Annotated in this window: 26 protein-coding genes and 3 pseudogenes; 27 read left to right on the top strand and 2 right to left on the bottom strand. The window is 35.6% G+C overall.

Annotated elements, in window-relative coordinates; all coding sequences use genetic code 11:
- Nucleotides 1–14 precede the first annotated feature (14 nt).
- The 7 genes from ACIQLB_RS01905 to ACIQLB_RS01875 all read left to right on the top strand — a co-directional run bounded on the left by ACIQLB_RS01905 (nucleotide 15) and on the right by ACIQLB_RS01875 (nucleotide 4474).
- Nucleotides 15–593, top strand: a complete 579-nt coding sequence (locus ACIQLB_RS01905; RefSeq protein ID WP_400720203.1) for an SMI1/KNR4 family protein — start codon at nucleotides 15–17, stop codon at nucleotides 591–593.
- 260 nt (nucleotides 594–853) lie between these two features.
- Nucleotides 854–1045, top strand: coding sequence for a ribonuclease domain-containing protein (locus tag ACIQLB_RS01900; RefSeq protein ID WP_400720201.1), 192 nt, complete (start codon nucleotides 854–856; stop codon nucleotides 1043–1045).
- A 366-nt stretch (nucleotides 1046–1411) separates the two neighbouring features.
- Complete coding sequence (locus tag ACIQLB_RS01895) at nucleotides 1412–1792, top strand: hypothetical protein (RefSeq protein WP_400720199.1); 381 nt, start codon at nucleotides 1412–1414, stop codon at nucleotides 1790–1792.
- A 19-nt stretch (nucleotides 1793–1811) separates the two neighbouring features.
- The gene (locus ACIQLB_RS01890; RefSeq protein ID WP_400720197.1) at nucleotides 1812–2453 is read left to right on the top strand and encodes a leucine-rich repeat domain-containing protein; all 642 of its coding nucleotides are present in this window, start codon (nucleotides 1812–1814) and stop codon (nucleotides 2451–2453) included.
- Nucleotides 2440–2757 (top strand): ribonuclease E inhibitor RraB, encoded by a 318-nt coding sequence (locus ACIQLB_RS01885; RefSeq protein WP_400720195.1) that lies wholly within the window; start codon nucleotides 2440–2442, stop codon nucleotides 2755–2757. Before ACIQLB_RS01890 ends, ACIQLB_RS01885 begins: the two co-directional genes overlap by 14 nt.
- Before the next feature lie 72 nt (nucleotides 2758–2829).
- Nucleotides 2830–3957, top strand: a complete 1128-nt coding sequence (locus tag ACIQLB_RS01880; RefSeq protein ID WP_400720193.1) for a polymorphic toxin-type HINT domain-containing protein — start codon at nucleotides 2830–2832, stop codon at nucleotides 3955–3957.
- A gap of 13 nt (nucleotides 3958–3970) precedes the next feature.
- On the top strand, nucleotides 3971–4474 hold the full coding sequence (locus tag ACIQLB_RS01875; protein ID WP_400720191.1) for a hypothetical protein: 504 nt from the start codon (nucleotides 3971–3973) through the stop codon (nucleotides 4472–4474).
- A 219-nt stretch (nucleotides 4475–4693) separates the two neighbouring features.
- Here the strand turns inward: ACIQLB_RS01875 and ACIQLB_RS24610 are convergent.
- A pseudogene (locus ACIQLB_RS24610) lies at nucleotides 4694–4887 on the bottom strand (transposase domain-containing protein); the annotation flags it as partial.
- A gap of 470 nt (nucleotides 4888–5357) precedes the next feature.
- On the opposite strand from ACIQLB_RS24610, the pseudogene ACIQLB_RS01865 reads away from it, so the two are divergent.
- The 17 genes and pseudogenes from ACIQLB_RS01865 to ACIQLB_RS01785 all read left to right on the top strand — a co-directional run.
- A pseudogene (locus tag ACIQLB_RS01865) lies at nucleotides 5358–5652 on the top strand (DUF418 domain-containing protein); the annotation flags it as partial.
- Nucleotides 5653–5840: 188 nt separating this feature from the next.
- Entirely contained in the window at nucleotides 5841–6404 is a 564-nt protein-coding gene (locus tag ACIQLB_RS01860; RefSeq protein WP_483869700.1) for an RHS repeat domain-containing protein, read from the top strand.
- Nucleotides 6401–6667 carry a hypothetical protein gene (locus ACIQLB_RS01855; protein ID WP_400720185.1) on the top strand — a complete coding sequence of 89 codons (267 nt, stop codon included), beginning with the start codon at nucleotides 6401–6403 and terminating at the stop codon, nucleotides 6665–6667. The genes ACIQLB_RS01860 and ACIQLB_RS01855 overlap by 4 nt, the downstream gene beginning before the upstream one ends.
- Nucleotides 6668–6731: 64 nt before the next feature.
- On the top strand, nucleotides 6732–7220 hold the full coding sequence (locus ACIQLB_RS01850) for a HEAT repeat domain-containing protein (RefSeq protein WP_400720183.1): 489 nt from the start codon (nucleotides 6732–6734) through the stop codon (nucleotides 7218–7220).
- 202 nt (nucleotides 7221–7422) lie between these two features.
- Complete coding sequence (locus tag ACIQLB_RS01845; protein ID WP_400721645.1) at nucleotides 7423–7797, top strand: polymorphic toxin-type HINT domain-containing protein; 375 nt, start codon at nucleotides 7423–7425, stop codon at nucleotides 7795–7797.
- A gap of 196 nt (nucleotides 7798–7993) precedes the next feature.
- Nucleotides 7994–8470 (top strand): WapI family immunity protein, encoded by a 477-nt coding sequence (locus tag ACIQLB_RS01840; protein ID WP_400720181.1) that lies wholly within the window; start codon nucleotides 7994–7996, stop codon nucleotides 8468–8470.
- A 301-nt stretch (nucleotides 8471–8771) separates the two neighbouring features.
- A complete protein-coding gene (locus ACIQLB_RS01835) occupies nucleotides 8772–10340 on the top strand; it encodes a polymorphic toxin-type HINT domain-containing protein (RefSeq protein ID WP_400720179.1) in 1569 nt (522 codons plus the stop codon).
- A 123-nt stretch (nucleotides 10341–10463) separates the two neighbouring features.
- Complete coding sequence (locus tag ACIQLB_RS01830; protein WP_400720177.1) at nucleotides 10464–10844, top strand: Imm8 family immunity protein; 381 nt, start codon at nucleotides 10464–10466, stop codon at nucleotides 10842–10844.
- 29 nt (nucleotides 10845–10873) lie between these two features.
- Nucleotides 10874–11530 (top strand): annotated as a pseudogene (locus tag ACIQLB_RS01825) (polymorphic toxin-type HINT domain-containing protein); the annotation flags it as partial.
- A complete protein-coding gene (locus ACIQLB_RS24605; protein WP_483869699.1) occupies nucleotides 11522–11824 on the top strand; it encodes an EndoU domain-containing protein in 303 nt (100 codons plus the stop codon). The pseudogene ACIQLB_RS01825 and the gene ACIQLB_RS24605, both read left to right, overlap by 9 nt.
- Nucleotides 11825–11846: 22 nt before the next feature.
- Entirely contained in the window at nucleotides 11847–12095 is a 249-nt protein-coding gene (locus tag ACIQLB_RS01820; RefSeq protein ID WP_400720173.1) for a MafI family immunity protein, read from the top strand.
- Between the two features lie 640 nt (nucleotides 12096–12735).
- Nucleotides 12736–13215 carry a YjdJ family protein gene (locus ACIQLB_RS01810; RefSeq protein WP_400720171.1) on the top strand — a complete coding sequence of 160 codons (480 nt, stop codon included), beginning with the start codon at nucleotides 12736–12738 and terminating at the stop codon, nucleotides 13213–13215.
- 257 nt (nucleotides 13216–13472) lie between these two features.
- The gene (locus ACIQLB_RS01805; RefSeq protein ID WP_400720169.1) at nucleotides 13473–13733 is read left to right on the top strand and encodes a hypothetical protein; all 261 of its coding nucleotides are present in this window, start codon (nucleotides 13473–13475) and stop codon (nucleotides 13731–13733) included.
- A gap of 98 nt (nucleotides 13734–13831) precedes the next feature.
- Nucleotides 13832–14320, top strand: coding sequence for a HEAT repeat domain-containing protein (locus ACIQLB_RS01800; RefSeq protein ID WP_400720167.1), 489 nt, complete (start codon nucleotides 13832–13834; stop codon nucleotides 14318–14320).
- A 259-nt stretch (nucleotides 14321–14579) separates the two neighbouring features.
- The gene (locus tag ACIQLB_RS01795; protein WP_004232534.1) at nucleotides 14580–14720 is read left to right on the top strand and encodes an RAxF-45 family protein; all 141 of its coding nucleotides are present in this window, start codon (nucleotides 14580–14582) and stop codon (nucleotides 14718–14720) included.
- Nucleotides 14721–14823: 103 nt separating this feature from the next.
- The gene (gene abc-f, locus ACIQLB_RS01790) at nucleotides 14824–16623 is read left to right on the top strand and encodes a ribosomal protection-like ABC-F family protein (RefSeq protein ID WP_400720164.1); all 1800 of its coding nucleotides are present in this window, start codon (nucleotides 14824–14826) and stop codon (nucleotides 16621–16623) included.
- Nucleotides 16616–17407, top strand: coding sequence for a GNAT family N-acetyltransferase (locus ACIQLB_RS01785; protein WP_400720162.1), 792 nt, complete (start codon nucleotides 16616–16618; stop codon nucleotides 17405–17407). Before abc-f ends, ACIQLB_RS01785 begins: the two co-directional genes overlap by 8 nt.
- A 91-nt stretch (nucleotides 17408–17498) precedes the next feature.
- On the opposite strand, the gene ACIQLB_RS01780 is transcribed toward ACIQLB_RS01785, so the two are convergent.
- The gene (locus ACIQLB_RS01780) at nucleotides 17499–19061 is read right to left on the bottom strand and encodes a bifunctional metallophosphatase/5'-nucleotidase (RefSeq protein WP_400720160.1); all 1563 of its coding nucleotides are present in this window, start codon (nucleotides 19059–19061) and stop codon (nucleotides 17499–17501) included.
- A 182-nt stretch (nucleotides 19062–19243) separates the two neighbouring features.
- Between ACIQLB_RS01780 and ACIQLB_RS01775 the strand changes: the two genes are divergently transcribed.
- The 3 genes from ACIQLB_RS01775 (at nucleotide 19244) to phnE (ending at nucleotide 22019) form a co-directional block, all read left to right on the top strand.
- Entirely contained in the window at nucleotides 19244–20311 is a 1068-nt protein-coding gene (locus tag ACIQLB_RS01775; RefSeq protein WP_400720158.1) for a phosphate/phosphite/phosphonate ABC transporter substrate-binding protein, read from the top strand.
- A gap of 135 nt (nucleotides 20312–20446) precedes the next feature.
- The gene (gene phnC, locus ACIQLB_RS01770; RefSeq protein WP_400720156.1) at nucleotides 20447–21247 is read left to right on the top strand and encodes a phosphonate ABC transporter ATP-binding protein; all 801 of its coding nucleotides are present in this window, start codon (nucleotides 20447–20449) and stop codon (nucleotides 21245–21247) included.
- On the top strand, nucleotides 21204–22019 hold the full coding sequence (gene phnE / locus ACIQLB_RS01765) for a phosphonate ABC transporter, permease protein PhnE (protein WP_400720154.1): 816 nt from the start codon (nucleotides 21204–21206) through the stop codon (nucleotides 22017–22019). Before phnC ends, phnE begins: the two co-directional genes overlap by 44 nt.
- The last annotated feature ends 5 nt before the right edge of the window (nucleotides 22020–22024 follow it).

Raw genomic sequence — 22024 nt, 5'->3', positions numbered from 1 at the left:
ATGAAAGGTCGGTTATGATGGAAAAGTTGTGGCGTGAATACAAAAACTGGTTTGAAAAATATCCAAAAATAGTAAATTCGCTAAATTTAGGTGCTACGAATGAAGAAATTAATGAGTTAGAAATTGCCATTGGAATAACTTTGCCAATGGAGCTTAGAAATATTTTATCCGATAATAATGGACAAGATAATGAAGAAGTAGGCATTCTAGTAGAGTATTGTATGTTGTCAACTCATGATATTATTGAAATTTGGGAAATAATGAAAAATCTATTGGAACGAAACGATTTTGATGATTTTGAATCAGTAGAAGCAATTGGTCCAGTTAAAACGGAGTCTTGGTGGAATGTAAAGTGGATACCGTTCGCAGAAAGTACGTCAGGAGATTTACTTTGCATTGATTTAGACCCAGCAAATGGAGGGGAAGTTGGTCAAATTATTACATTTTGGCATGATTGGGAGCAAAGGAAAGTAATAGCACCTAATTTAAAATCCTTTATTTATGATACTCTAACTACATTGAATTCAAAAAAGTATCAAGGGAAAATATATGTAACTAACGAAATTTTTGAAATAGGGGAATTTTTAGTATAGTTGTCGTTCTTAATTTTTTTATATGAGATGGATTGGTAGATGTCTTATTAAAATAAAGTTTTTTTAATAATGAACTTAAATATCGTAAAACAAAAAAATAAGGCGAGACGGAGATGACCCTGTTTCAATACTTTGAGCCCTTTAGAATAATCTTAAAGGGCTCTTTTATGGTTAGTAACCAATGTTGAATCTATTTATTGTATTCAAAATAAAAATAAATGAGAATCCTTTTGAATGTCCTGATAAAATAATCATTTTTTATGAACAAAATATCAAGTGTGCGTTACGAAAATCGAAATGGGGAATTGCCTAAAAAAACCTCATATAAAGAATACGATGTGAATCCTTTAGCGAAAAAGAAGGATAGAGGGAAAGAACGACTTGTAATTGGTAAAAATGGTACAGCATACTACACAAATAGTCATTATAAAGCGTTTGTAATAATTAAGTAAAAGGTGGAATTCAGATGACTGAAATAATAGAAAATTTAAGTAAGAATAGTAAACCATATATTCATCAGATTGGCGATTTAGATGATTTTAATAAAGTGTAGAACCAATAAAAGTAACCAATTGGTCAGAATTTGAACCAGCTCAACTACGATAAAAATTATCATCTCTGTGTTCTGTGATTTTTACTCGGGTTCACTTATTCCACCATTCTAAAGTTTCAACGATTTCAGCTTCGTATGATTTCCTTCACCCTTTCTGTATCCTGAAACGTTGATGATCTATATTTTCACTTTCAATACATTTTAGGGCATCTTTAATCCAGTAATGTTAACCGATCCGGATGGGAAATTTGCGCAGTTTATACCAATGATAGTAGTTGGAGGATACAGAGTTTATAAAGTATATAACACATATAAAAAGGTTAAAGGGCTGAAAAAGGCAGTAAAGGGACCTGGGACATATGTTATTAATTATAGTAACGGGTATAAATACATCGGAAAAGGTAATCTCAATAGAGCTAATCAATCCGCGAAGCGATACACTTCGAAAGATTCCAAAGTAACAGCTATTTCTTGGAAAACAACTAAGGGTCATAAAAATGACTTTATTTCAGAATATAAATTAATGAAAAAGAATGGTTATTATACTAATGCTAGTAAAAACATTAAAAACCCACAGGCTAAAATGTATAACAAAATAAGTAGTCCCGGTAGAAAATATCATTTCAAAAGGTATGGCAAATACTAAGTTTTAAGGAGTGAGGTTGATGGAGTTTTGGGAATTGTGTACAGTCCCCTATTCAGATTTACCAAGAGAAATTTATTATGGACAGGATTTAAAAGAAAAAGCGAAGAAACCTGAATTTGAAAAAGTGGAGTATATTGGGCTTTACTCATATAAAGAGAAAAAAAGCAAAGGAAGCAACTTTTACAATTTTTGTGAGTTCCCAAACTTGTTGAGTGTTGATTTATCTCTCACAAATATTACAGATTTTGATGATTTTGCAAAATGTCAAAAGATAAAACGAATTGAAACCGCTTATTGTAGAAATTTAACTTCCTTTAAAGGCGTCAGTCAGCTAGCAGATACACTCGAAGTATTACTTATATCCAATGCTAAAAAATTGAAAATTGATGATGAATTTCTTCAGTTGAGTAATTTAAAAATTTTAGATTTAAACTCAACCTATCCAATTGACGATTTGTCTTTCTTGAAAAAATTCCCTAAACTAGAGTCCTTTAGATTTTTTGATACAAATATTATTGATGGGGATTTAACACCAATCATTGAACATCCGAATATTGTGTTCGCTGGTTATTATAATAAACGGCATTATAATATTAAAGCAGATGAAATGGATAAAGTTTTGAAAGAAAAGGAGAGGAAAATTCTCGATGTTTCCAAGTGATGAAGATGGACAAATCTTGAAAATGTTATATGATGAAGGGATTGATTTCAATTTAGAGCATAACATTGATTTTTTTATTGCGTGTCCAAGTGAAAAAGACGCAATTAATATAATAAATGATTTAAGTAAAAAAGAGTTTTCATGCGAAGCTTTTTATGATGAAGAATCACAAGAATGGAGTAGTATAGTTTATATCTCGGCTAAGCTACAATATAACACGATTGTTGAAATACAATCTATTTTAAATAAAATTGCCTTACCCCATGGAGGATATTCGGATGGTTGGGGAGTTATGGTAGATTAATCAAAAAACTGATGTAGTGGCAAAATTCCGATAGTCCTAGCAAAGTATGGAGAAATTATTTCTCCATACTTTTTGGGTTTTGAGGGAAAAGATCCATGGGGGAACTTACTATCAGCTGAACCAGCCGACAGTCGTATAAAAGGGCAACCTATTCGCTACGCAGGCTATGTCTACGATGCCGAAACAAAGCTATACTATTTACAAGCTCGTTACTACGATCCAGCAACAGCACGTTTCATCTCTCGTGACCCAGATCCAGGAGACGAAGATGACCCTGTAACAATGAATGGTTACACATATGGGGATGATAATCCAGTAATGAAAACAGACCCAGATGGTAAATGGGTATGGCTCGTTATCAACGCAGGCTTTGCGATATACGATGGTTATAAAGCGTATAAATCAGGGAAAAACAAAAAGCAAATTGCCTGGGCAGTGGCATCTAATTTTTTCCCCCTTGGAAAAGTGAAGCGTGTTTTTCGCGCAGTAAAGACTGCAAAAGTTGGAAAGGGTATGAGCAAAGTCTGTCATTGCTTCATCGCAGGAACAAAGGTTTTAACGGATGAAGGAGAGAAGAAAATCGAAGACATTGAAGTCGGGGATATGGTTCTCGCTAAAGATGATGAGACAGGTGAAATGGCTTACAAAGAAGTCGAATGGCTCTTCCAACGTGACGTTGAGGAAACATATAATATTACAGTTGGTAGCGAAGTCATAACGACGACTGACGAGCATCCGTTTTGGATTGTTGGCAAAGGTTGGGTGGAAACCAAGAACCTTGTAGTGGGTGATGTTCTGACAACCTCTAAGGGTAAAGAATTAACCATTAAAAATATTGAGGTTAAGAAAGAACACGACACTGTATACAACTTTAGGGTAAAAGACTTCCATACTTACTTTGTATCTAATCTAGGTATTTGGACACATGATAGTTGCGGCTTTTCTGGTAATGGTTTTAAAAACTACTCAGCTAAAGAAATTGAGAAGAAGTTTGGCTTGAAGAAAGGGGGGTTCCACCAAGTGAAACAGGATATAGTTAAAGATCTTACCAATAAAAACTCTCCGTATAAAAACTTTATGAAAAAAGTGGGTAATAATCCTGATATTCACCTAAGTTCAAATGGTACAATCCGAGTAATGTCTAGAAATGGAAAGACTTCGTTCGATACTAATTGGAATATAAAGGATTTTCTACCGTAAGAAAGGTGATAGTATGTCATTTGAAGTAAATATATTAGTGGCTAATCAAAAAAAACCATTACCAATTCCATTTCTCTCTTGTATAGAAGTAATAAATGAAGTGGACGATAAAATGGTTTTGAGATTGGATTGCACATGGAAATTTATGAGTCAAACAAAAGGTATTTGGTACTCATTAGTTAAAGAAGATGAGGGGATTAAAAATGCATTTTTACTTTGTACCTCTGATTTTGAAATAGAGTCAGAAAAATTACCTATTCCTTTTTGGATTGACGATGAGGATGTTATTTATAACTTAACTCCATTAGTTATTCATAAAGAATATTTGGAAGAGTTTGAAGCAATATTAGAGTTTTTAATTAAACAATCTCCAACTAATACTTTAATGTTCTTAGCTAGATATCAGGGTGGTGATAATGAGATTATTCAAGGAACTATATCACGTAGTAATTTTATTCACCATTTAAAAATTAAGAAAATATTGTTTAATGTATGCTATATAATCACTAATGATTAATTGAAAGTTATCCCTTTAATAACCTTGATTGGCAAAATGCCTTTCAAGGTTTTTTTCATAGGGGGGCGGGTGACGATTAATCCTCATTTTACATAGCAATTAAAGATAACTCATGTAATCGCTGTATGATATTTAACTGTAAGCCCGAAATATAAAAAAACGTACCTTTTAGGTACACACGATGAATGGCCATCTATCCTAATTTTTTCGGATAGATGGCTATTTTGCACATATGACTTGGATTTTTTCGACCAAGGCATGTAATTATTTAAAATCTCTGGCTGCTGATGAATCGGTAAATTTGGCAATTCTGTCATTAACGTCACTAGGTATTGATAGAAATCGATGCCGTTTGCTTTTGCCGTTTCAGCCAAACTTAAACAAATGGCATTCGCTTTAGCGCCTGCTTCATTAATGCCTTTTCGCATATCGGTCTTGCCACAAATAATATAGATGTTTTGCACGTTCGTAAAATCATGCTTCATTGATTGCTCAGCTCCTTCATGATCGTTTGGATGATGCACTCATCTACGCCATTGAAGAAGGATATTTCAGCCCCAGCTGTTTTAACGACACATGTAGATTTGAAGTAAAGTAACGATGTTTATAAAAAATATGCGAAGTTTAAAAAAAGTTGCGACATTTATAAAAAAGTTTGATTAAAAATCCTTTGTTGATATATGCAGGATTTTTTCTTGTTCTACAAACAGGTCAGATCGTTTGGTGATATTTTTGCTTGTAGAAAGGGATTAAAAATTATTGTAAGTGAAAAAACTATTCTATAAATGTAAGGTTGCTGTAAGCTTTTCAAAAAACTCCTGTAAGGATGAGAGGTTATGATAGCCATAGCTCAGTAAAGTATGAAAGATAAGGAGTTTTAAGAATGAATTCATCCGTACCTCCAAAAGAAAGAATCGTTTCCTTAGACATTATTCGTGGGTTAGCGTTATTTGGCATTTTGTTTATAAATGTAATGGCCTACCAGATAAGCCCGATGCCTGACTATAGTGGAATTAATGGAAATTAATGGTATTATTGATATGCTTATTAATATTTTTATTGAGAAGAAATTCTATTCGATTTTTTCATTCCTCTTTGGTGTAGGTTTTTATATTTTTGCTTCGCGTGCAGAAGCTCGTGGCGATAAGCCAAGATGGCGTTTTGCAAGACGCTTACTCGATAAAACACTTTGGGTAGAAATAGGCAAACAAATTAAGTAAAGGTGTTTATCTTGAGAGAAATATATTTGTTCTAGTTATAACATAATTTTGATGGCGGTTATTTTACCGCCATCTTTTGTTTTAATGGGATGGAGTGTCGAATAAAATATAGTCAGTACAGATAATGCTAGTCTGCTAAATATAATATTAAAAGACATAGTAAACATTTAGATGCGAACAAAAAAACGATTTGGGCGATTACTTGGAACAATGGTAAAGTAGTGAGTCTGACAAACGCAGCGGGTGAATCTTTCGAATACGTTACGAATCACCGTGGTGATGTCGTGCGTATCTTAGACCAAAATGGTGCAACCGTTGCGACATATGAGTATGATCCATGGGGTAACCTACTATCAGCCGAACCCTCCGACAGTCGTATCAAAGGACAACCAATTCGTTATGCAGGTTATGTGTACGATAGTGAAACAAAGTTTTACTATTTACAAGCTCGTTACTATGACCCAGCAACAGCCCGTTTTATCTCCCGTGATCCAGATCCAGGAGACGAAGATGACCCCGTTACAATGAACGGTTACACATATGGAGATGATAATCCAATAACGAAAACAGACCCAGATGGTAAATGGGTATGGCTCGTTATCAACGCAGGCTTTGCGATCTACGATGGTTATAAAGCGTATAAAGCAGGGAAAAACAAAAAACAAATTGCCTGGGCAGTGGCATCGAATTTATCCCCATCGGAAAAGTGAAGCGCGTTTATCGTGCAGCAAAGTTTGCGAAGATTGCATCAAATAAAGGAAAAGTGAAAGGGAAAGAGTTTAGGGGAGGAAAGAAGAAAGATCGTGATAAATGGTACGGTCATACAGATAAGAATTTCAAAAAATGGTGGGAAAGGACTGGTAAAAAAGAATGGGGGATTGGTGATATTCCAAATAAAAAACTTGCGGATGAAGCCTATAATGAATGGGTTGATAGAGGGAAACCTAGTGCAGGATTTAACAAGAGAAGATAAATAGAAATTTAATTTTAGCTTAAACTTGGAATTAAATTAGGATTCTTTCTGAAAGGAGATTACAATGTTTGATGAATTAAAAGGCTTAATTGAAAATAATCTTGCAGAAGAAGCAAGTGATTTATTAGACGAAATGATTGAAAAAAATGAAATGGTAGACAAAGAATATTTATTAGAAATTTTATTGAAATCAAAAAATCCTAATTTACGAAACTCAATTGCTTTTGCACTATCAGATTTAGGTGTAGAAGAGGTTGTTGAACCGATTATTACTTTATTAAAATCACCGGAAACTTTGGGGCACCGTGGTTCGCTATTGGGGGCTTTAGAACCATTCAATTATGTTAATCATGCTGAACTTTTAGTGGATTATTTTTTAAATGGTAACTATGAAGTGAGCAGAAGATCATATTCTTTATTAGAACCAATTCTAGATCAAATAACGGTGAAAGACAAAGAAAAATTTGCCCGAAAAATCGAAGAAAAGATAGAAGATTTAGAAATCGAATTAGATTTTCTAAAAGATACCGTCGAATTGTTTGAATCAGAATAATGGATACTAAACGAGCTTTTGTATTTCGTATAAAAAGCGAGTATAGAAGATTAAAGCAATGATTATTATTTTAGGCAAAAAATAATTTGACAAGGGGTTTCTACGTGTCCATAGTTCTAGAGATAAGAATCAAACTATAGCAACCCCATTACCGGACTCTGTACTTTAATTTAGCGACACGAATTGCACCGCCAATTTTTGGATTCTAGCAAAAATTGGCGGTTTTTTTGATTTTCAAGGAAGTTTTAATTTTGATGATAGTAAACAACTACCAAATGCCAAAACTATAAATAAGCTGTATGTTGGGGAGCAGATAATCGAAACGACTGACAACCATCCGTTTTGGGTTGAAAGTAAAGGATGGGTCTGTGCAGATGAACTACAAATAGGCGACAAACTCCAAAAAGCTGATGGAAGCAACCTTACGATAGATAAGGTTGAGTTCATTAGGCTGGATGAGCCAGTTACAGTTTACAACTTTACTGTAGAGGACTATCATACGTATTATGTAACAGATATTGGGGTTTGGGTGCACAATACTCAATGCAATAATAAAACTATACATGGAGCACAATGAGCAACACAACGAGGATTTAGTGAAGAGAAAATAAATAATATAAAAAATCATTATTCTCAAAAAGTATATCAACCTGGTGGAAGAACAGTTTATGCTAAGAAAAATGGTAATTATTATGACGTAGTAATAACAAATTCAAAAGGAAAAGCAGTAACAATGGTGGTTATAGTTCATTACCATGATTAGAGGTGTTTAAATGGCTAATTTGATAAATGAAGAAAAAAATATTTTATTTTCTCTTAGTGTTATGAAAAATGAATATTTAGACTTCGCATACGAAAGGGAAGATTTCGAGAATTGGATACCGTTTACATTTTCTTTTGATGTTGAAAACGAAAGCTTTTGCTATTCAGAAGAAAGAGGGTCTACACTTACACTTTATGAAATTAGAAACTTATTGTCTTCAATAGAAGATATTGTTAATGAAAAGGTTGCAAATTCTGAAATAGAACGTTCTGAGTTTTCAAGTTCTGAGTGTTACTTTGATTTGATATTCTATGACACGTATGAGCCAAATCTAGTTTATATAGAAGTTTGGATTAATATTGGTTCTTATTCAGATGGTGATTCATATGGATATGACAAGGGATTTAGATTTGTTGTAAGTGTAGATAGACTAAAGAGTTTCAAAAATGAATTGACGCAGCAACTCAATTTACTTGTTAATAATTAAAGTTTTAATTAAGAGGTATCTATAAAGAATACTAAGAGTAATGCAATTGAATAAATAAATAATCCCTGGAGCCAATTATTCCAGAAATAAGCGCTATGGGACTGTTTGTCGAAAAATTTGATTAATTAACTTGAATAGTTCTTAATACAACAGAAACCTTGATTGGCGTTGCCTTTCAAGGTTTTCTTTATTTCTTTATAGGGGTTGGATGATGAATAAACCGGTTTCTCAAATTTAAGAAGGATAACCATTGTCATCCCTCTATTAGATTGTATAAATTTTTTTGACGTAAGAATACGATGTGAAGTATAAATACGATTTTGCAGATCATTTGGCTTCATGGGATAATGGCACAAAAGTGATTACCTATGATTACGATGATGCTGGAAATCTATTAAACCTAAACGGCAAATCTTACACTTATAACGAAGCCAACGAAATAAAAGGTTTTACCTATGATTTTGAAGGTAATTTGACAAACGACGACCGTCTAACTTACACATGGGACGGGCTTGGCCAACTAACAGAAACAACGGAAGTAGCAAATCCAGCGAATAAAGTAACCTATACGTATCACCCGGATGGCTTACGAAAATCGAAAACAGACGGTGCAACAACATATCATTATTACTATGATGGATCTAATTTAGTCCGTATCACAGATGCGAACCAAAAAACGATTTGGACGATTACTTGGAACAACCGAAAAGTAGTAAATCTGACAAACGCAGCAGGGGAATCATTCGAATACTTAACGAATCACCGTGGTGATGTCGTTCGCATTCTAGACCAAAATGGTGCAACCGTTGCGACATACGATTATGATACATGGGGTAACTTACTATCAGCTGAACCAACCGACAGTCGTATAGAAGGGCAACCTATACGCTACGCAGGCTATGTCTACGATGCCGAAACAAAGCTATACTATTTACAAGCTCGTTACTACGATCCAGCAACAGCACGTTTCAACTCTCGTGACCCTGATCCAGGAGACGAAGATGACCCTGTTACAATGAACGGTTACACATACGGAGATGATAATCCAATAACGAAAACAGACCCAGATGGTAAATGGGTATGGCTCGCTATCAACGCAGGATTTGCAATCTACGATGGTTATAAAGCATATAAAGCAGGGAAAAACAAAAAGCAAATTGCCTGGGCAGTGGCATCGAATTTTCTTCCTATCGGAAAAGTGAAGCGCCTATATCGTGCAACAAAGATTACTAAGGGTGTAGGTAAAACGGTAAAAGCAGGATGTAATTGCTTTGTCGCAGGAACAAAGGTTTTAACGGATGAAGGAGAGAAGAATATCGAAGACATTGAAGTCGGAGATATGGTTCTTGCTAAGGATGAAGTAACAGGTGAACAGGCTTACAAAGAAGTCACACTTTTATATCGAAATGATAAGGAAATCATCTATGAACTAACGGTAGGTGACCAAGTCATTGAAACAACTGATAATCATCCATTCTGGGTTGAGGGTAAAGGTTGGGTGTTAGCGGCTGACTTGCAAGTGGGGGACAAGTTACAGCAGAGTAATGGAAATACCTTGACGATTGACGAAATTAACATAGTTAAGCACGATGAGTTGGTCAAGGTTTATAACTTTACTGTTGATGAATTCCATACGTACTATGTAAGTGATTTGGGCATTTGGGTTCATAATATTAATAAGTTTTGCGGTTCAGCCTCCGACTTGGCGAATTTGGCTAGAAGGTCGAAGAAAAACGATGGTTTGCCAGGTACGAAAGTTTCAGCCAACTTAATATATAATGCAGCAATTAATTTTGTTGGTACGGGAGCGAAAGTGCAAAAAATTAACGGTGGAATGCTCTATACTAGTAAAGATGGATTAAGGTCGTAAGGACAGGAAGAAAGTATGGCAAAGGTGTATACGAAGCGAATTTTGAAACGTTTAATAACAAAGGTAAACAACTTACGAATTACCATGTTGAACTTGAATAATTTTTGATTTGGAGTGATTTTTTTGATAGTTCCTGTTTTGAAAAGAATTCTATTACGTGGTGAGCCTGAGATAGTAGATGATTTCGTACTCCCTGCAAGTGCAGATATAGGGACTGCTGATTCAGAGGGAGTTGAATATTTTTATTTTAGGATTATGACACCTAAAAGATTACTTTCAATTTTAGAAGAAGATAAGCTACTAGATGGCAGAGCAACTTTTTTGGTAAATGAACTTGATCTGACGTTAATAGAAAAAGAAATAAATTTAATATTGGAAGATTGTATACGACCAACTTGGGATGAGGCAGCTAAGGCTATTAATCGTCACCTGAATTGGGAATATGATAACATCCAATATGAAACGCTTGATGAGGCTATGGGAAGACTAAAAAAAGATATTTGATTAGAAGACCTTGTGGACAGCAATGAAGTGACCCCGTTACAATGAACGGTTACACATATGGAGATGATATTCCAATAACGAAAACAGACCCAGATGGTAAATGGGTATGGCTCGTTATCAACGCAGGCTTTGCAATCTACGATGGTTATAAAGCGTATAAAGCAGGGAAAAACAAAAAACAAATTGCCTGGGCAGTGGCATCGAATTTTCTTCCCATGGGAAAAGTGAAACGTGTTTTCCGTGCAGTAAAGTTTGCAAAAAAAGCAAGTTGTAATTGCTTTGTTGCAGGAACAAAGGTTTTAACGGATGAAGGAGAGAAGAATATCGAAGACATCGAAGTCGGAGATATGGTTCTCGCTAAGGATGAGAATAACCCTGAAGGAGAATTAGCATACAAGAAAGTAACGAACCTTTACCGAAATCAACGTGACGATATAATTAAGCTGTATGTTGAAGAGCAGATAATTGAAACGACCGACAACCATCCGTTCTGGGTTGAAGGTAAAGGATGGGTCTATGCAGATGAACTACAGATAGGCGACAAACTCCAAAAGGCTGATGGAAGCAACCTGACGATTGACAAAGTTGAGTTCGTTAAACTGGATGAACCTGTTACGGTTTACAACTTTACTGTAGAGGACTACCATACGTATTATGTAACAGATATTGGGGTTTGGGTGCATAATACTTCATGCGCTAGTGTACGAAGAACAAAGCATATTCTTTACGGAGATAAATCAGGTGGTGGGCATTTATGGCCTGGAAATGGAGGCGGAAAAACACTGTTCCCAAAAAGTTGGAATGGTCAAATGATTATGCGCAATGTTTCAGATATAGCTACTGACCCTAAATTAAAATGGAAAAAGGGGAACGTTGTTAAAGGGAAACAAAGATGGGTGGTTATAGGGATTAGGAATGGGCTTAAAATTAAGGTAGTAACGGATGGAAGAGATATTATTACTGCATTCCCGATTAAATAATATATTCTAGGAAGTGTATTTTATGGAGTTAAATAATTTATTAAAAGAAATATTAAAAAAAATAACTAACTTCCCTTCGGAGGATGAAAAAAATGTATTAGAATTTTTAGAACACGACGAGTGGGGAATAGCTTTAGAAGTAATTTGTAGTGTCATTGAACAAGAGGGTATTCCCATCGATAAAGATATTTTTAGTAAAATTGAAGAAGCTGGAATATTCATGGAAATGGATAAATCACTTTGGGCAGAAATAGGCAAACAAATTAGGTAAAGGTGTTTATCTTGAGAGAAATATATTTGTTCTAGTTATAACATAATTTTGATGGCGGTTATTTTACCGCCATCTTTTGGTTTAATGGGATGGAGTGTCGATTAAAAATGCTTTTTTATATAGTCAGTACAGATAGTGTTAGTCTGCTAAATAAAATATTAAAAGGCATGGTAAACATTTAGATTCGAACCAAAAAACGATTTGGGCGATTACTTGGAGTAGTGGCAAAGGAGTAAACCTGACAAATGCAGCAGGTGCATCATCCGAATACGTACGAACCACCGTGGTGATGTAGTACGCATTCTAGACCAAAATGGTGCAACCGTTGCGACATACGATTATGATCCATGGGGTAACCTACTATCAGCTGAACCAGCCGACAGTCGTATTACTTATTGGCCCGGAAATAAATGAATAGTGAGAGGCAGCAAAGTAGATCATGCCCTATCAAATGAAACAGGGGATCAACGTCACAGATAAGACCTACTAGCGAAAGCGAAGCGGCTTATAGAATGCTCCGAGAAAAGTGTCCATTTGGAACGGTAGTCCTCCACCTATTTTAATCCAGATGATCAAGTATTTATGAAACCAAGAACTTATTGTAACGTCTTTAACTTCAAAGGGTGAAGGGAGAAGAACATTGTTTAAATATGTGATACAACTGATTGTTGGTTTCTTGACTTTATTGGTGTCAACAGCTATTTCTTGGTATGAGGGAAGTGGTATCATAGATAATCCGCTGGAATGGAAGTATTCAACACCATTTTCTCAGATATTTAATATTGAGATAAACAATGGCCAGGATATTAGCCAGCTTGATTACTTTGTCTATGCGGCTAAATTTCAACCGTTTTTCCCGACTATTATGACAGTAAGTGTTCTTTATATTTTTACTGTACTTATATTTTTCATTTTTCAATTAAATCGACAGTTAGCCATTATTTTGTCAGGAATTATAAGTTGTGTATTTATTGTTATTAGCGGTATACTTTTCAATTCTTCAACTGATGGAGGAAACGTATTCTTTTGGATTACAGCTGTCGGTGCATTAATTTTTATAAGTATGGTGATAAGTTTATGGTACAAGAAAAAAATACAATGTTTAAAATTACAGCCATAATAGTTGATTAGTATCATAAAAGTGCGAGCTCTAGTACATAAGTATTTGTACAAGAGTTCGCACCTTTTTAATAAACATCGAAGGAATTATCATGGTACTCATATCTACAGGCTAATCCTATAACTACTCATAAGATTTAAACAAATGAAAAAAACAATGAACGTGTAAATATGGAGATATCCTAGTCTTATAAAGGTCTCTTTGCTTGGCTCAACCAATATGTTGTCAGTTGGATAATAGCTTTAGGAGGAAGTTTAATGGAAAATATATGTCTAGTTTGTGGTTTTAATGAACTTGATGAACCCCCTTATTATGAGGATGGGGAGTCTTCAGATGAAATCTGCCCTTGCTGTGGTTTTCATTTTGGATATGATGATGATGTTCAAGATAAAAAAGTTGTATATGAACAGTGGAGAGATCAATGGATAGAAAATGGAAGTCAATGGTTCTCAAAGGGCAGGAAACCAAATGCATATTGGGATGTAGAACAACAATTAAAAAGAATTAACAATATATAATGCTATGTGAGCCTATAATGATGAATAGTCTCATGAATTCTTAGGAGTAAATTAGGACTCTATAAGAAGCAGTTCAAACTTCAATACGGAGGATTACAATGTTTGATGAATTAAAACGCTTAATTGAAAATGACCTTGCGCGAGAAGCAAGTGATTTATTAGACGATATGATAGAAAATGATGAAATGGTAGACAAAGGCTATTTACTAGAAATTTTATTGAAAACAAAAAATCCTAGTTTACGAAACTCAATTGCTTTTGCACTATCAGATTTAGGGGTAGAAGAGGTTGTTGAACCGATTATTACTTTATTAAAATCACCGGAAACTTTGGGTAATCGAGGTTCGCTATTGTCGGCGTTAGAACCATTCAATTATGTTAAACATGCTGAACTTTTAGTGGATTATTTTTTGAATGGTAACTATGAAGTGAGCAGAAGATCATATTCGTTATTAGAACCAATTTTAGGTCAAATAACTGGGAAAGACAAAGAAAAATTTGCCGGAAAAATCGAAGAAAAGATAGAAAATTTAGAAATAGAATTAGATTTTCTAAAGGATACACTCGAATTGTTTGAATCACAATAACGGTTAGTACATAGAATCGATTTATCAATTTTATGATGAACGTGGTTAAGGCATCGTATTTAATAATCAAGCCACTTTTCATTCTGCTGCCCCAAGTTGTTTATAGGATGCCCTAAGAAAGCGCCCAAGTCGGAACGGAAATCAACCCTATGTTAAGGTGACTTGCAGAAAAAATGTGAAAGAATGTAATTTATCCTTTTCAAAATTACCTGAATTATGGTAATATAAATTTAATTATATTGAACGGAGGTGAAAAGGAATGAATAAAAACGCTACGAAAACATGTGTAAAAGTGGATACAGCTATGTATTTTGCACGTGTTATTACTTTCGATTTTGCGAATAACGGGATAGGTCTGTCCATTTTTAAGCAAAATCAAATAACAAACGTAGCGAATTAACCATTCTTTTTCACAAACTAATGAGGAAAAGACTGCTTGTTAATCGAGCAGTCTTTTTTGTGTCTATAGATGTTTTTCGCACGTTTCATTGGAGGAAAAAACGATGCAAATTAAGGCTGAACAACTACAAAAAATTATGGGTGGAAATGTTTTATTTGAAGGGCTTCAATTAGAAGTAAATACAGAGGAGCATGTTGCCGTTGTTGGCGTAAATGGCAGTGGGAAGACGACTTTATTACAGTTACTAGCTAGTTTGGATACGCCAGATAAGGGACGCATCATAAAAAGTAAGGAAGCGACGATTGGTTATTTACATCAAATTCCACAATATCCTATGTTCTCAGTGAAGGAAGTGCTGGAGGAAGCGTTTGCGGAAATTTATGCATTAAAGGCAAAAATGACGAAGCTTGAGCAGGAAATGCAGGTAGCTGTGACAGAAAAGGTACTCCAGCAATATGGTCATTTGCAGGAACAGTTTATGTTGCAGGGTGGCTATGAAATTGATGCGCAATTAGCGATGATTGCAAATGGTCTAGGTATAACACCATTGCTTGAGCAGCCTTTTAGTAGCTTAAGTGGTGGGGAAAAAACGAAGGTGATGCTTGGGCAAATCCTTTTAAGTAATCCTTCTATATTGCTATTAGATGAACCAACGAATCATTTAGATATGCAGGCAATTGAATGGCTAGAAAATTATGTTCGAAACTTTGCTGGAATTGTTATTGTAGTATCTCATGATCGTCATTTTATGAATCAAATGGCTCAAAAAATAATTGAAATTGAAGATGGAGAGGCATTTACGTATATTGGCAATTACGATGCCTTTGTTGAACAAAAGGAAGCTAAGCTTGAACAGCAATTTGCACAATACGACGAACAGCAAAAGAAAATTAAAAAAATGCAGGAAACAATAAAGCGCTTAAAGCAATGGGCAAATGAAGCGAATCCGCCAAATGCTGGCTTGCATCGTCGTGCTAAAAGTATGGAAAAAGCACTAGCCCGTATAGAGCGTGTGAAGAAACCTTCAACGAAAAAGAAAATGAATTTGGCGTTAACGATGGCTGAGCGTAGTGGTAAAGAGGTTGTACAAATGAAGGGTATTTGCCATGTATTTGAGAAACCATTATTTAAAGAAAGTAATTTAGCGGTTTACTTCGGAGAACGACTGGCGATTGTTGGTGGCAATGGCAGTGGAAAATCAACGTTATTAAAAATGATGTTAGGTGAAGTTGAACCTAATGACGGTGCTTGTTATGTCGGCAACAGTGTTAAAATTGGCTACCTTTCGCAGCAATTTGAGCATAAAAATCCGGCCATTCGCTTAATAGATGCCTTCCGTGAGAGCGTCTCTGTGTCAGAGGCTGAGGCACGTCATATTCTTGCTCAGTTTTTATTTTATGGCTATGACGTTTTTAAAAAAGTGAAGGATTTAAGTGGCGGTGAAAAAATGCGCTTACGTCTTGCACAGTTAATGCATGAGGATATTAATTTATTGATGCTGGATGAGCCGACGAACCATTTAGACATTGAAGCGAGAGAGGTATTGGAGGATACACTGGAAACCTTTGAAGGAACCATTATTGGCGTCTCACATGACCGATATTTTTTACAAAAGATTTTTACAAAGGTTGCATGGATTGAGCATGAAACGATTCAAGTATTTGAAGGTGATTATGACTGGGCCAGACAAAAACGCTTAGAAATAGTAAAAGAACCAGTTATAAAAGAAGTACCTGAAAAATCCTATGCTGCTAAAAAAGAGATAGCAATTGAAGAACAAATTGAAAAGCTCGAAATGAGATTAAAGGAGCCGACACTTGCTAAGGAGCAACGTCAAAAGCTTGAACAGCAGCTAGAGGATTTATATGGAAAATGGATTGAGGGAGGAACAGAGCATGCATAAAATAGAGCACATCATGCAGCTAGATATTGATTATATTAAAAGTTTTAGTGAGATGGAAATTTGTAATGAAGGAGTATTATTTTACAATAAGGAAATGCCAACATATTACGACGCCAATCATGCACACATTTGGAAGAAGATTGCCGATCCAAATATGTTTTTAAAGAAAATCAAGAGTTTCTATCAGTCAAAATCTCTTATCCCAAGATTGTATTTATACAACGTGGAGGAAAATCAGTCATGTATAGAAGCATTAGAGAATCATGGCTTTCAATATGAAAGTTTTACTGATGATGTACAGTGTTGGAATGGTGAATACTCGCAATTATCACCTAATCCAACCATACAAATTGAACGTGTAACAGATGCCAATATGGAGGAAGCATTAGCAGTAGAAATGAGTATTACTACATTTGGGGAGCCTGCATTAATCAAAAAAGCTTTTGAGGAAACATATCAGTCTCCACATTTTACGTATTATTTATTAAGATTGGATGGCACAGCTTGCTGTACTGCCAATATTTTTGTCTCAGGAAATCAAGGAAGAGTCGAGAGTGTAGCAACACTTGAAAGCCATCGAGGTCGAGGATTGATTGGGTATATTCTGCAGCATATTCAGCGAGAGTCGGTAAAGCAGGGGTTAGAATATCTCTGGATTTTGCCTATCAATGAACAGGTTGCCAAGGTCTATGACAAGGCAAATTTCAAATCAGTAGGTAAAATTAAATCAATTCATGCCTTTACTGAGGGAAAAAGCATTAAGCAAATACGACAAGATTCTTAATTACAATGAAAGATAAAAAAGTTCGCCATATTCCTGTAGGACAGCAATCCAAGGTGGATTCTCCTACAGGAAAAGAGCGAGTTTTTTTATGCTAGAACGTTACCCGCCAATTTTTATTACATGTTGCATGAATAGATGGGTGTTTTAAAATATAATCTGCAATTAGCTCCGTTATATCAATTTGTATTTTCTTCACGACAGGACGGTTTCTTAAAAAATCAAAATTCCCTGCCCCAGTTGCACGATAGCTACTCATAACAACGTCGAATTCTTCGTCCATCTTTATAGGCTCACCATTGATGGTAAGCTTAGTTACACGCTCACCAATAGGCTTTGAAATATCAAAAATATATTCGATACCTTCCCACATGTCATAATTATAAGGCTGTGCTTTAGGATAAAGAAAAGACTCGGCTACTTTCAGTTCTCCCGCCTCTACAGTAAAATAAGTCGCTGATTGTTCAAGGGCGAGTAAGATGTCGAGCCCTGATAAACGAAGAACTTTTAATGTATTTTCGTAAATATAGTTTGTCACAATATCACGAATCGTTACCTCTTGTTTTAAGCCACCACGCTCATCGTGAAAGAGCGCTGTACAAGAAATAGAAGCTCCAGATGCCTCCATTTGAATATGATTTATAAATTCGATATATGGATGCTCTTGAATACGTGCAAAAAATGTATTCTCGATTAGCATATTTCCATGAATGATCCCAATCGTTTCATCTAACCACGCCTCGGTTTTGTCAAAAGTAGGGGAAATGATGCCACAAACGGATGTATTAGGTTTCATATCTTCCGTAACATATCTCAGTGATGGTGTATGGGTAATCGATTGGATTTTCTTTTGGCTGTCCACTATAATTTTTAGTTCTATACTAGCTAAGCAAGTTCCTTTAGTGTTAGGCTGTACGATCGATTTCCCCATAAATGTTGTGCTAATTTCACGATGCTGATGACCGGAAATGATAATATCTACTTCTTCGATTTCGGTACATATACGATATCCTTGATTTTCCCCGTCTTCTGTTTCGAGTAATTCTCCGGTTTCTAGACTTCGCTCAAATCCTCCGTGGTAGCAAAGAATAAGAACATCAATTTGCTCATTTGAGCGTATCCATTTTGCCCAGTAGCTTGCACTAGAGAAAGCATCCTCAAAACGAAGCCCACTGATATGATACGGTTCCTCCCATTTAGTTACAAAATGAGTTGTAACGCCTAAAATAGCTATGCGAACGCCTTCTATTTCTTTGATGACATAGGGCTTTGTAAAATGCTGGCCATCATTCGTTAAAATGTTAGCGCCTAGCCATGGAAATCTAGACTGACTTATTACTGATTGTAAGGCAGACAGCCCATAATTAAATTCGTGATTACCAAATATCATCGCATCATATTGAAGAGCATTGGCAACCTGTATTAATGGATTAGGCTCTTGTGCTTGAAATTTTTGATGATAATAGGTCAACGGACTTCCTTGAATAAAATCTCCGTTATCAATTAAAATTGTTGGCCCTTCCAACCTTTTTTCCTGGATGATTGTTGCTAGTTTGGCTAAACCAAGTGCTTCGTTGCGTGTATTCCGGAAAGTGGTTGGCATTATATAACCGTGAATATCACTAGTTGCAAGTATTTGTATTTTTTTTACAGTCATAAGAAGTCCTCCGTTAGTTAGTATATCCATAGTATATAAAGTTATTTTTAATAATTTTGCGTATTTACGATATCAAAATATTGTTTTACATAGTAGAAACATATATTTACCTGCTATTAATACTAGGAAAATATTTACTCTTTATACTGAAGAGGCATTTCGAAAATGGGGAGGATAATAACTTGAAGAAATTACTATTTTTCTGTTTAACATGTATGTTTTCAGTGTTCTTGATGGCATGTGGAAACGAGGCATCCAAAACATCTACTTCTGACGAGACTGTAGATGTGTCCTCAGAAGTAAAAGGCAATGAATCTATAAAAAAATTAACGATTGGCTTTGTGCCTTCGCGTGACCCTGATGAAATTATTACAGCAACGGAGCCTTTAAAAAATTTATTAAAGGACGAGCTTGCAAGTTTAGGCTATGACGTAGGTGAAATCGATATTACAGTAGGTACAAATTATGAAGCAGTTGGCGAAGCATTATCAGCAGGTACTACTGATATTGGTTTAATTCCTGGGGGGACATATGTCCTTTATGATGATGGAGCAGAAGTTATTTTAACGGCGACGCGTGCAGGATTAAGTAATGATTCAGATAATCCAGTCGATTGGAATAAAAACAAGCCGACTGCACCAACAACGACACAAACGACATCTTATCGAGCGATTTTAGTTGCGGGGCCATCGGAAAAAGGGAAAGCTTTAGCAGCGAAAGTAAATAACGGTGAAGAATTAACTTTCGAGGATTTAAATAATGTCACTTGGAATGTTATGTCTTCGTCTTCACCAGCAGGTTATATTTATCCAACATTATGGTTACATGAGAAGTTTAATAAAACAATTCCAGATTTAGCGAAGGTTGTTCAGGCTGACTCCTATGGCAATGCCTTTGCACGTTTAGCTACAGGTCAAACTGATGTATTGGTCACATATGCAGATGCACGTAGAGATTATGAGGAAAGCTGGAAAGGTGAATTTGGTCGCAAAGCTTCAATTTGGGAGGAAACAGATTTAATCGGTGTAATGCCTGCTATTTATAATGACACAATTAGCGTAAGTAAAAATTCGAAGGTCATGAATGATAATTTAAAAAAGGCTATTCAGCAAGCATTTATTAATATTGGAAACTCTGAAAAAGGTAAGGAAGTTATCGCTATCTACAGCCATGAAGGTTATCAGGTAGCAAAGGATAGTGACTATGACAATGAGCGTAAGGCTCAGGAATTAGTTCAAAACCTTAAATAGAATGGAACAAAGCTGTTCATAGTGAAGAATCTGCGAAGCTTGCGGCTTACCCGCAGAAGGCTTGCAGATTCTTTTTTGTTCTTCATCGTAAGTTGGGGATGACAATATGGCGAGAAGCCGAAATGGAGCGGTTCTATGATTGAATTTAAAGAGGTAGAAAAAAGATACCCAAATGGCTTTCTTGCTTTAAATCAAATTAACCTACAAATTGAGCAGGGCGAATTTGTTGCTATTATTGGCTTATCAGGTGCAGGGAAATCAACCTTATTGCGCTGTATAAATAAAATGCATGACATCACAGGAGGATCATTACGAGTAGATTCTGTTGACGTACAACAACTAAATGGGAAAGGGATACGAAAATTACGCCGTAATATCGGGATGATTTTTCAATCTTTTAACCTTGTAACACGTGTATCTGTTTTGAAAAATGTCCTCGTTTCCTTTGTGCCCAATATGCCGTTTTGGCGAAAAATGTTCGGCATCTTTACGCAAGAAGAGAAGCTTAAAGCATTAATGGCACTTGATCAGGTAGGTATTTTAGATAAGGCGTATGTACGTGTAGATCAGTTATCTGGTGGCCAACAACAGCGTGTAGCCTTAGCGCGTACCCTCGCGCAAAATCCATCAATTATTTTAGCGGATGAACCTGTAGCTTCATTAGACCCCGTCACTGCAAAGCAAGTCATGGAGGATTTTAAACGCATTAATCATGAGTTCAATATGACCATTATTATGAATATTCATCACGTTGAACTGGCATTAGCCTATGCAACTCGTGTGATTGGTGTAAGAAGCGGTGAAATTGTTTTTGATGGGCGGGCTAGTGAGGTAGACGAGGAAATTCTTTCGTATATCTATAACAATAATGAAGGGAGGGGGGCAAATAATCATGCAATGGAGGCTGCTATCCCAGAAAAAAATAGTATTGCCTAATGGCAAAGAAGTGCTGGAGAAGCGCTCGATAATGCCATTGATGTGGCTTATTCTGCTTCTATTAACGTTCCTTTCAATTCGTATTACAGGTTTTAGCATAGAGGTTATTGTCAATCGAATCAGTCAGTTTTTCGTCATTATACAACAGATGATACCACCTAATTGGACGTATTTATCAAAGCTATGGCAGCCGTTGTTCGATACGATTAAAATGTCATTGTTTGGTTCCATAGTAGGTGCTATCAGTGCCTTGCCTATCGCAATGCTTGCTGCGACAAATATTACAAAAAATAAATGGATCACTATGTCGAGCAAATTTATTTTAAGCTTACTTCGGACAATGCCTACTTTGATTGTTGCTCTTATAGCAACATTTATATTCGGGCTTGGTACAATGGCTGGTACGATTGCTATTTTTGTATTTACCATTGCCTATGTTGGAAAATTGTTATATGAGCAAATTGAAAATGTCGATATGAAGGCATATGAAGCAATGCATTCGATGGGACTGACAACGATTCAAGCATTTCGTTATGCGATTATGCCTCAGATTCTTCCAAGTTATTTAACGACATCTTTATTTTGCTTTGAAGGAAATGTTCGTTATGCGTCTATTTTAGGCTATGTTGGTGCTGGAGGGATTGGTTTACTTCTTCACGAAAGTCTAGGGTGGAGAAGTTATGCGAATGTGGGCATGATTTTATTAATGCTTGTTTGTACCGTTTTTATTATTGAAACAACTAGCGAATATCTTCGCAAGAAATTAATGTAGGGGTG

Origin of the sequence: Lysinibacillus sp. NPDC092081 (assembly GCF_044755845.1) — a bacterium.
Taxonomy (GTDB): domain Bacteria; phylum Bacillota; class Bacilli; order Bacillales_A; family Planococcaceae; genus Lysinibacillus.
The sequence above is the reverse complement of the archived record's forward strand: the minus strand, read 5'-3'. Positions and strand labels throughout refer to the sequence as shown.

What these genes read in the sequence shown, in the direction of transcription:
- ACIQLB_RS01840 (WP_400720181.1), top strand. Translation starts at nt 7,994, where the DNA reads ATGGCTAATTTGATAAATGAAGAAAAAAATATTTTATTTTCTCTTAGT.
- ACIQLB_RS01900 (WP_400720201.1), top strand. Translation starts at nt 854, where the DNA reads ATGAACAAAATATCAAGTGTGCGTTACGAAAATCGAAATGGGGAATTG.
- ACIQLB_RS01875 (WP_400720191.1), top strand. Translation starts at nt 3,971, where the DNA reads ATGTCATTTGAAGTAAATATATTAGTGGCTAATCAAAAAAAACCATTA.
- ACIQLB_RS01780 (WP_400720160.1), bottom strand. Translation starts at nt 19,061, where the DNA reads ATGACTGTAAAAAAAATACAAATACTTGCAACTAGTGATATTCACGGT.
- phnC (WP_400720156.1), top strand. Translation starts at nt 20,447, where the DNA reads ATGATTGAATTTAAAGAGGTAGAAAAAAGATACCCAAATGGCTTTCTT.
- ACIQLB_RS01820 (WP_400720173.1), top strand. Translation starts at nt 11,847, where the DNA reads ATGGAGTTAAATAATTTATTAAAAGAAATATTAAAAAAAATAACTAAC.
- ACIQLB_RS01895 (WP_400720199.1), top strand. Translation starts at nt 1,412, where the DNA reads ATGATAGTAGTTGGAGGATACAGAGTTTATAAAGTATATAACACATAT.
- ACIQLB_RS01885 (WP_400720195.1), top strand. Translation starts at nt 2,440, where the DNA reads ATGTTTCCAAGTGATGAAGATGGACAAATCTTGAAAATGTTATATGAT.
- phnE (WP_400720154.1), top strand. Translation starts at nt 21,204, where the DNA reads ATGCAATGGAGGCTGCTATCCCAGAAAAAAATAGTATTGCCTAATGGC.
- ACIQLB_RS01795 (WP_004232534.1), top strand. Translation starts at nt 14,580, where the DNA reads ATGAATAAAAACGCTACGAAAACATGTGTAAAAGTGGATACAGCTATG.
- ACIQLB_RS01805 (WP_400720169.1), top strand. Translation starts at nt 13,473, where the DNA reads ATGGAAAATATATGTCTAGTTTGTGGTTTTAATGAACTTGATGAACCC.
- ACIQLB_RS01905 (WP_400720203.1), top strand. Translation starts at nt 15, where the DNA reads ATGATGGAAAAGTTGTGGCGTGAATACAAAAACTGGTTTGAAAAATAT.
- ACIQLB_RS01785 (WP_400720162.1), top strand. Translation starts at nt 16,616, where the DNA reads ATGCATAAAATAGAGCACATCATGCAGCTAGATATTGATTATATTAAA.
- ACIQLB_RS01890 (WP_400720197.1), top strand. Translation starts at nt 1,812, where the DNA reads ATGGAGTTTTGGGAATTGTGTACAGTCCCCTATTCAGATTTACCAAGA.
- ACIQLB_RS01800 (WP_400720167.1), top strand. Translation starts at nt 13,832, where the DNA reads ATGTTTGATGAATTAAAACGCTTAATTGAAAATGACCTTGCGCGAGAA.
- ACIQLB_RS01850 (WP_400720183.1), top strand. Translation starts at nt 6,732, where the DNA reads ATGTTTGATGAATTAAAAGGCTTAATTGAAAATAATCTTGCAGAAGAA.
- abc-f (WP_400720164.1), top strand. Translation starts at nt 14,824, where the DNA reads ATGCAAATTAAGGCTGAACAACTACAAAAAATTATGGGTGGAAATGTT.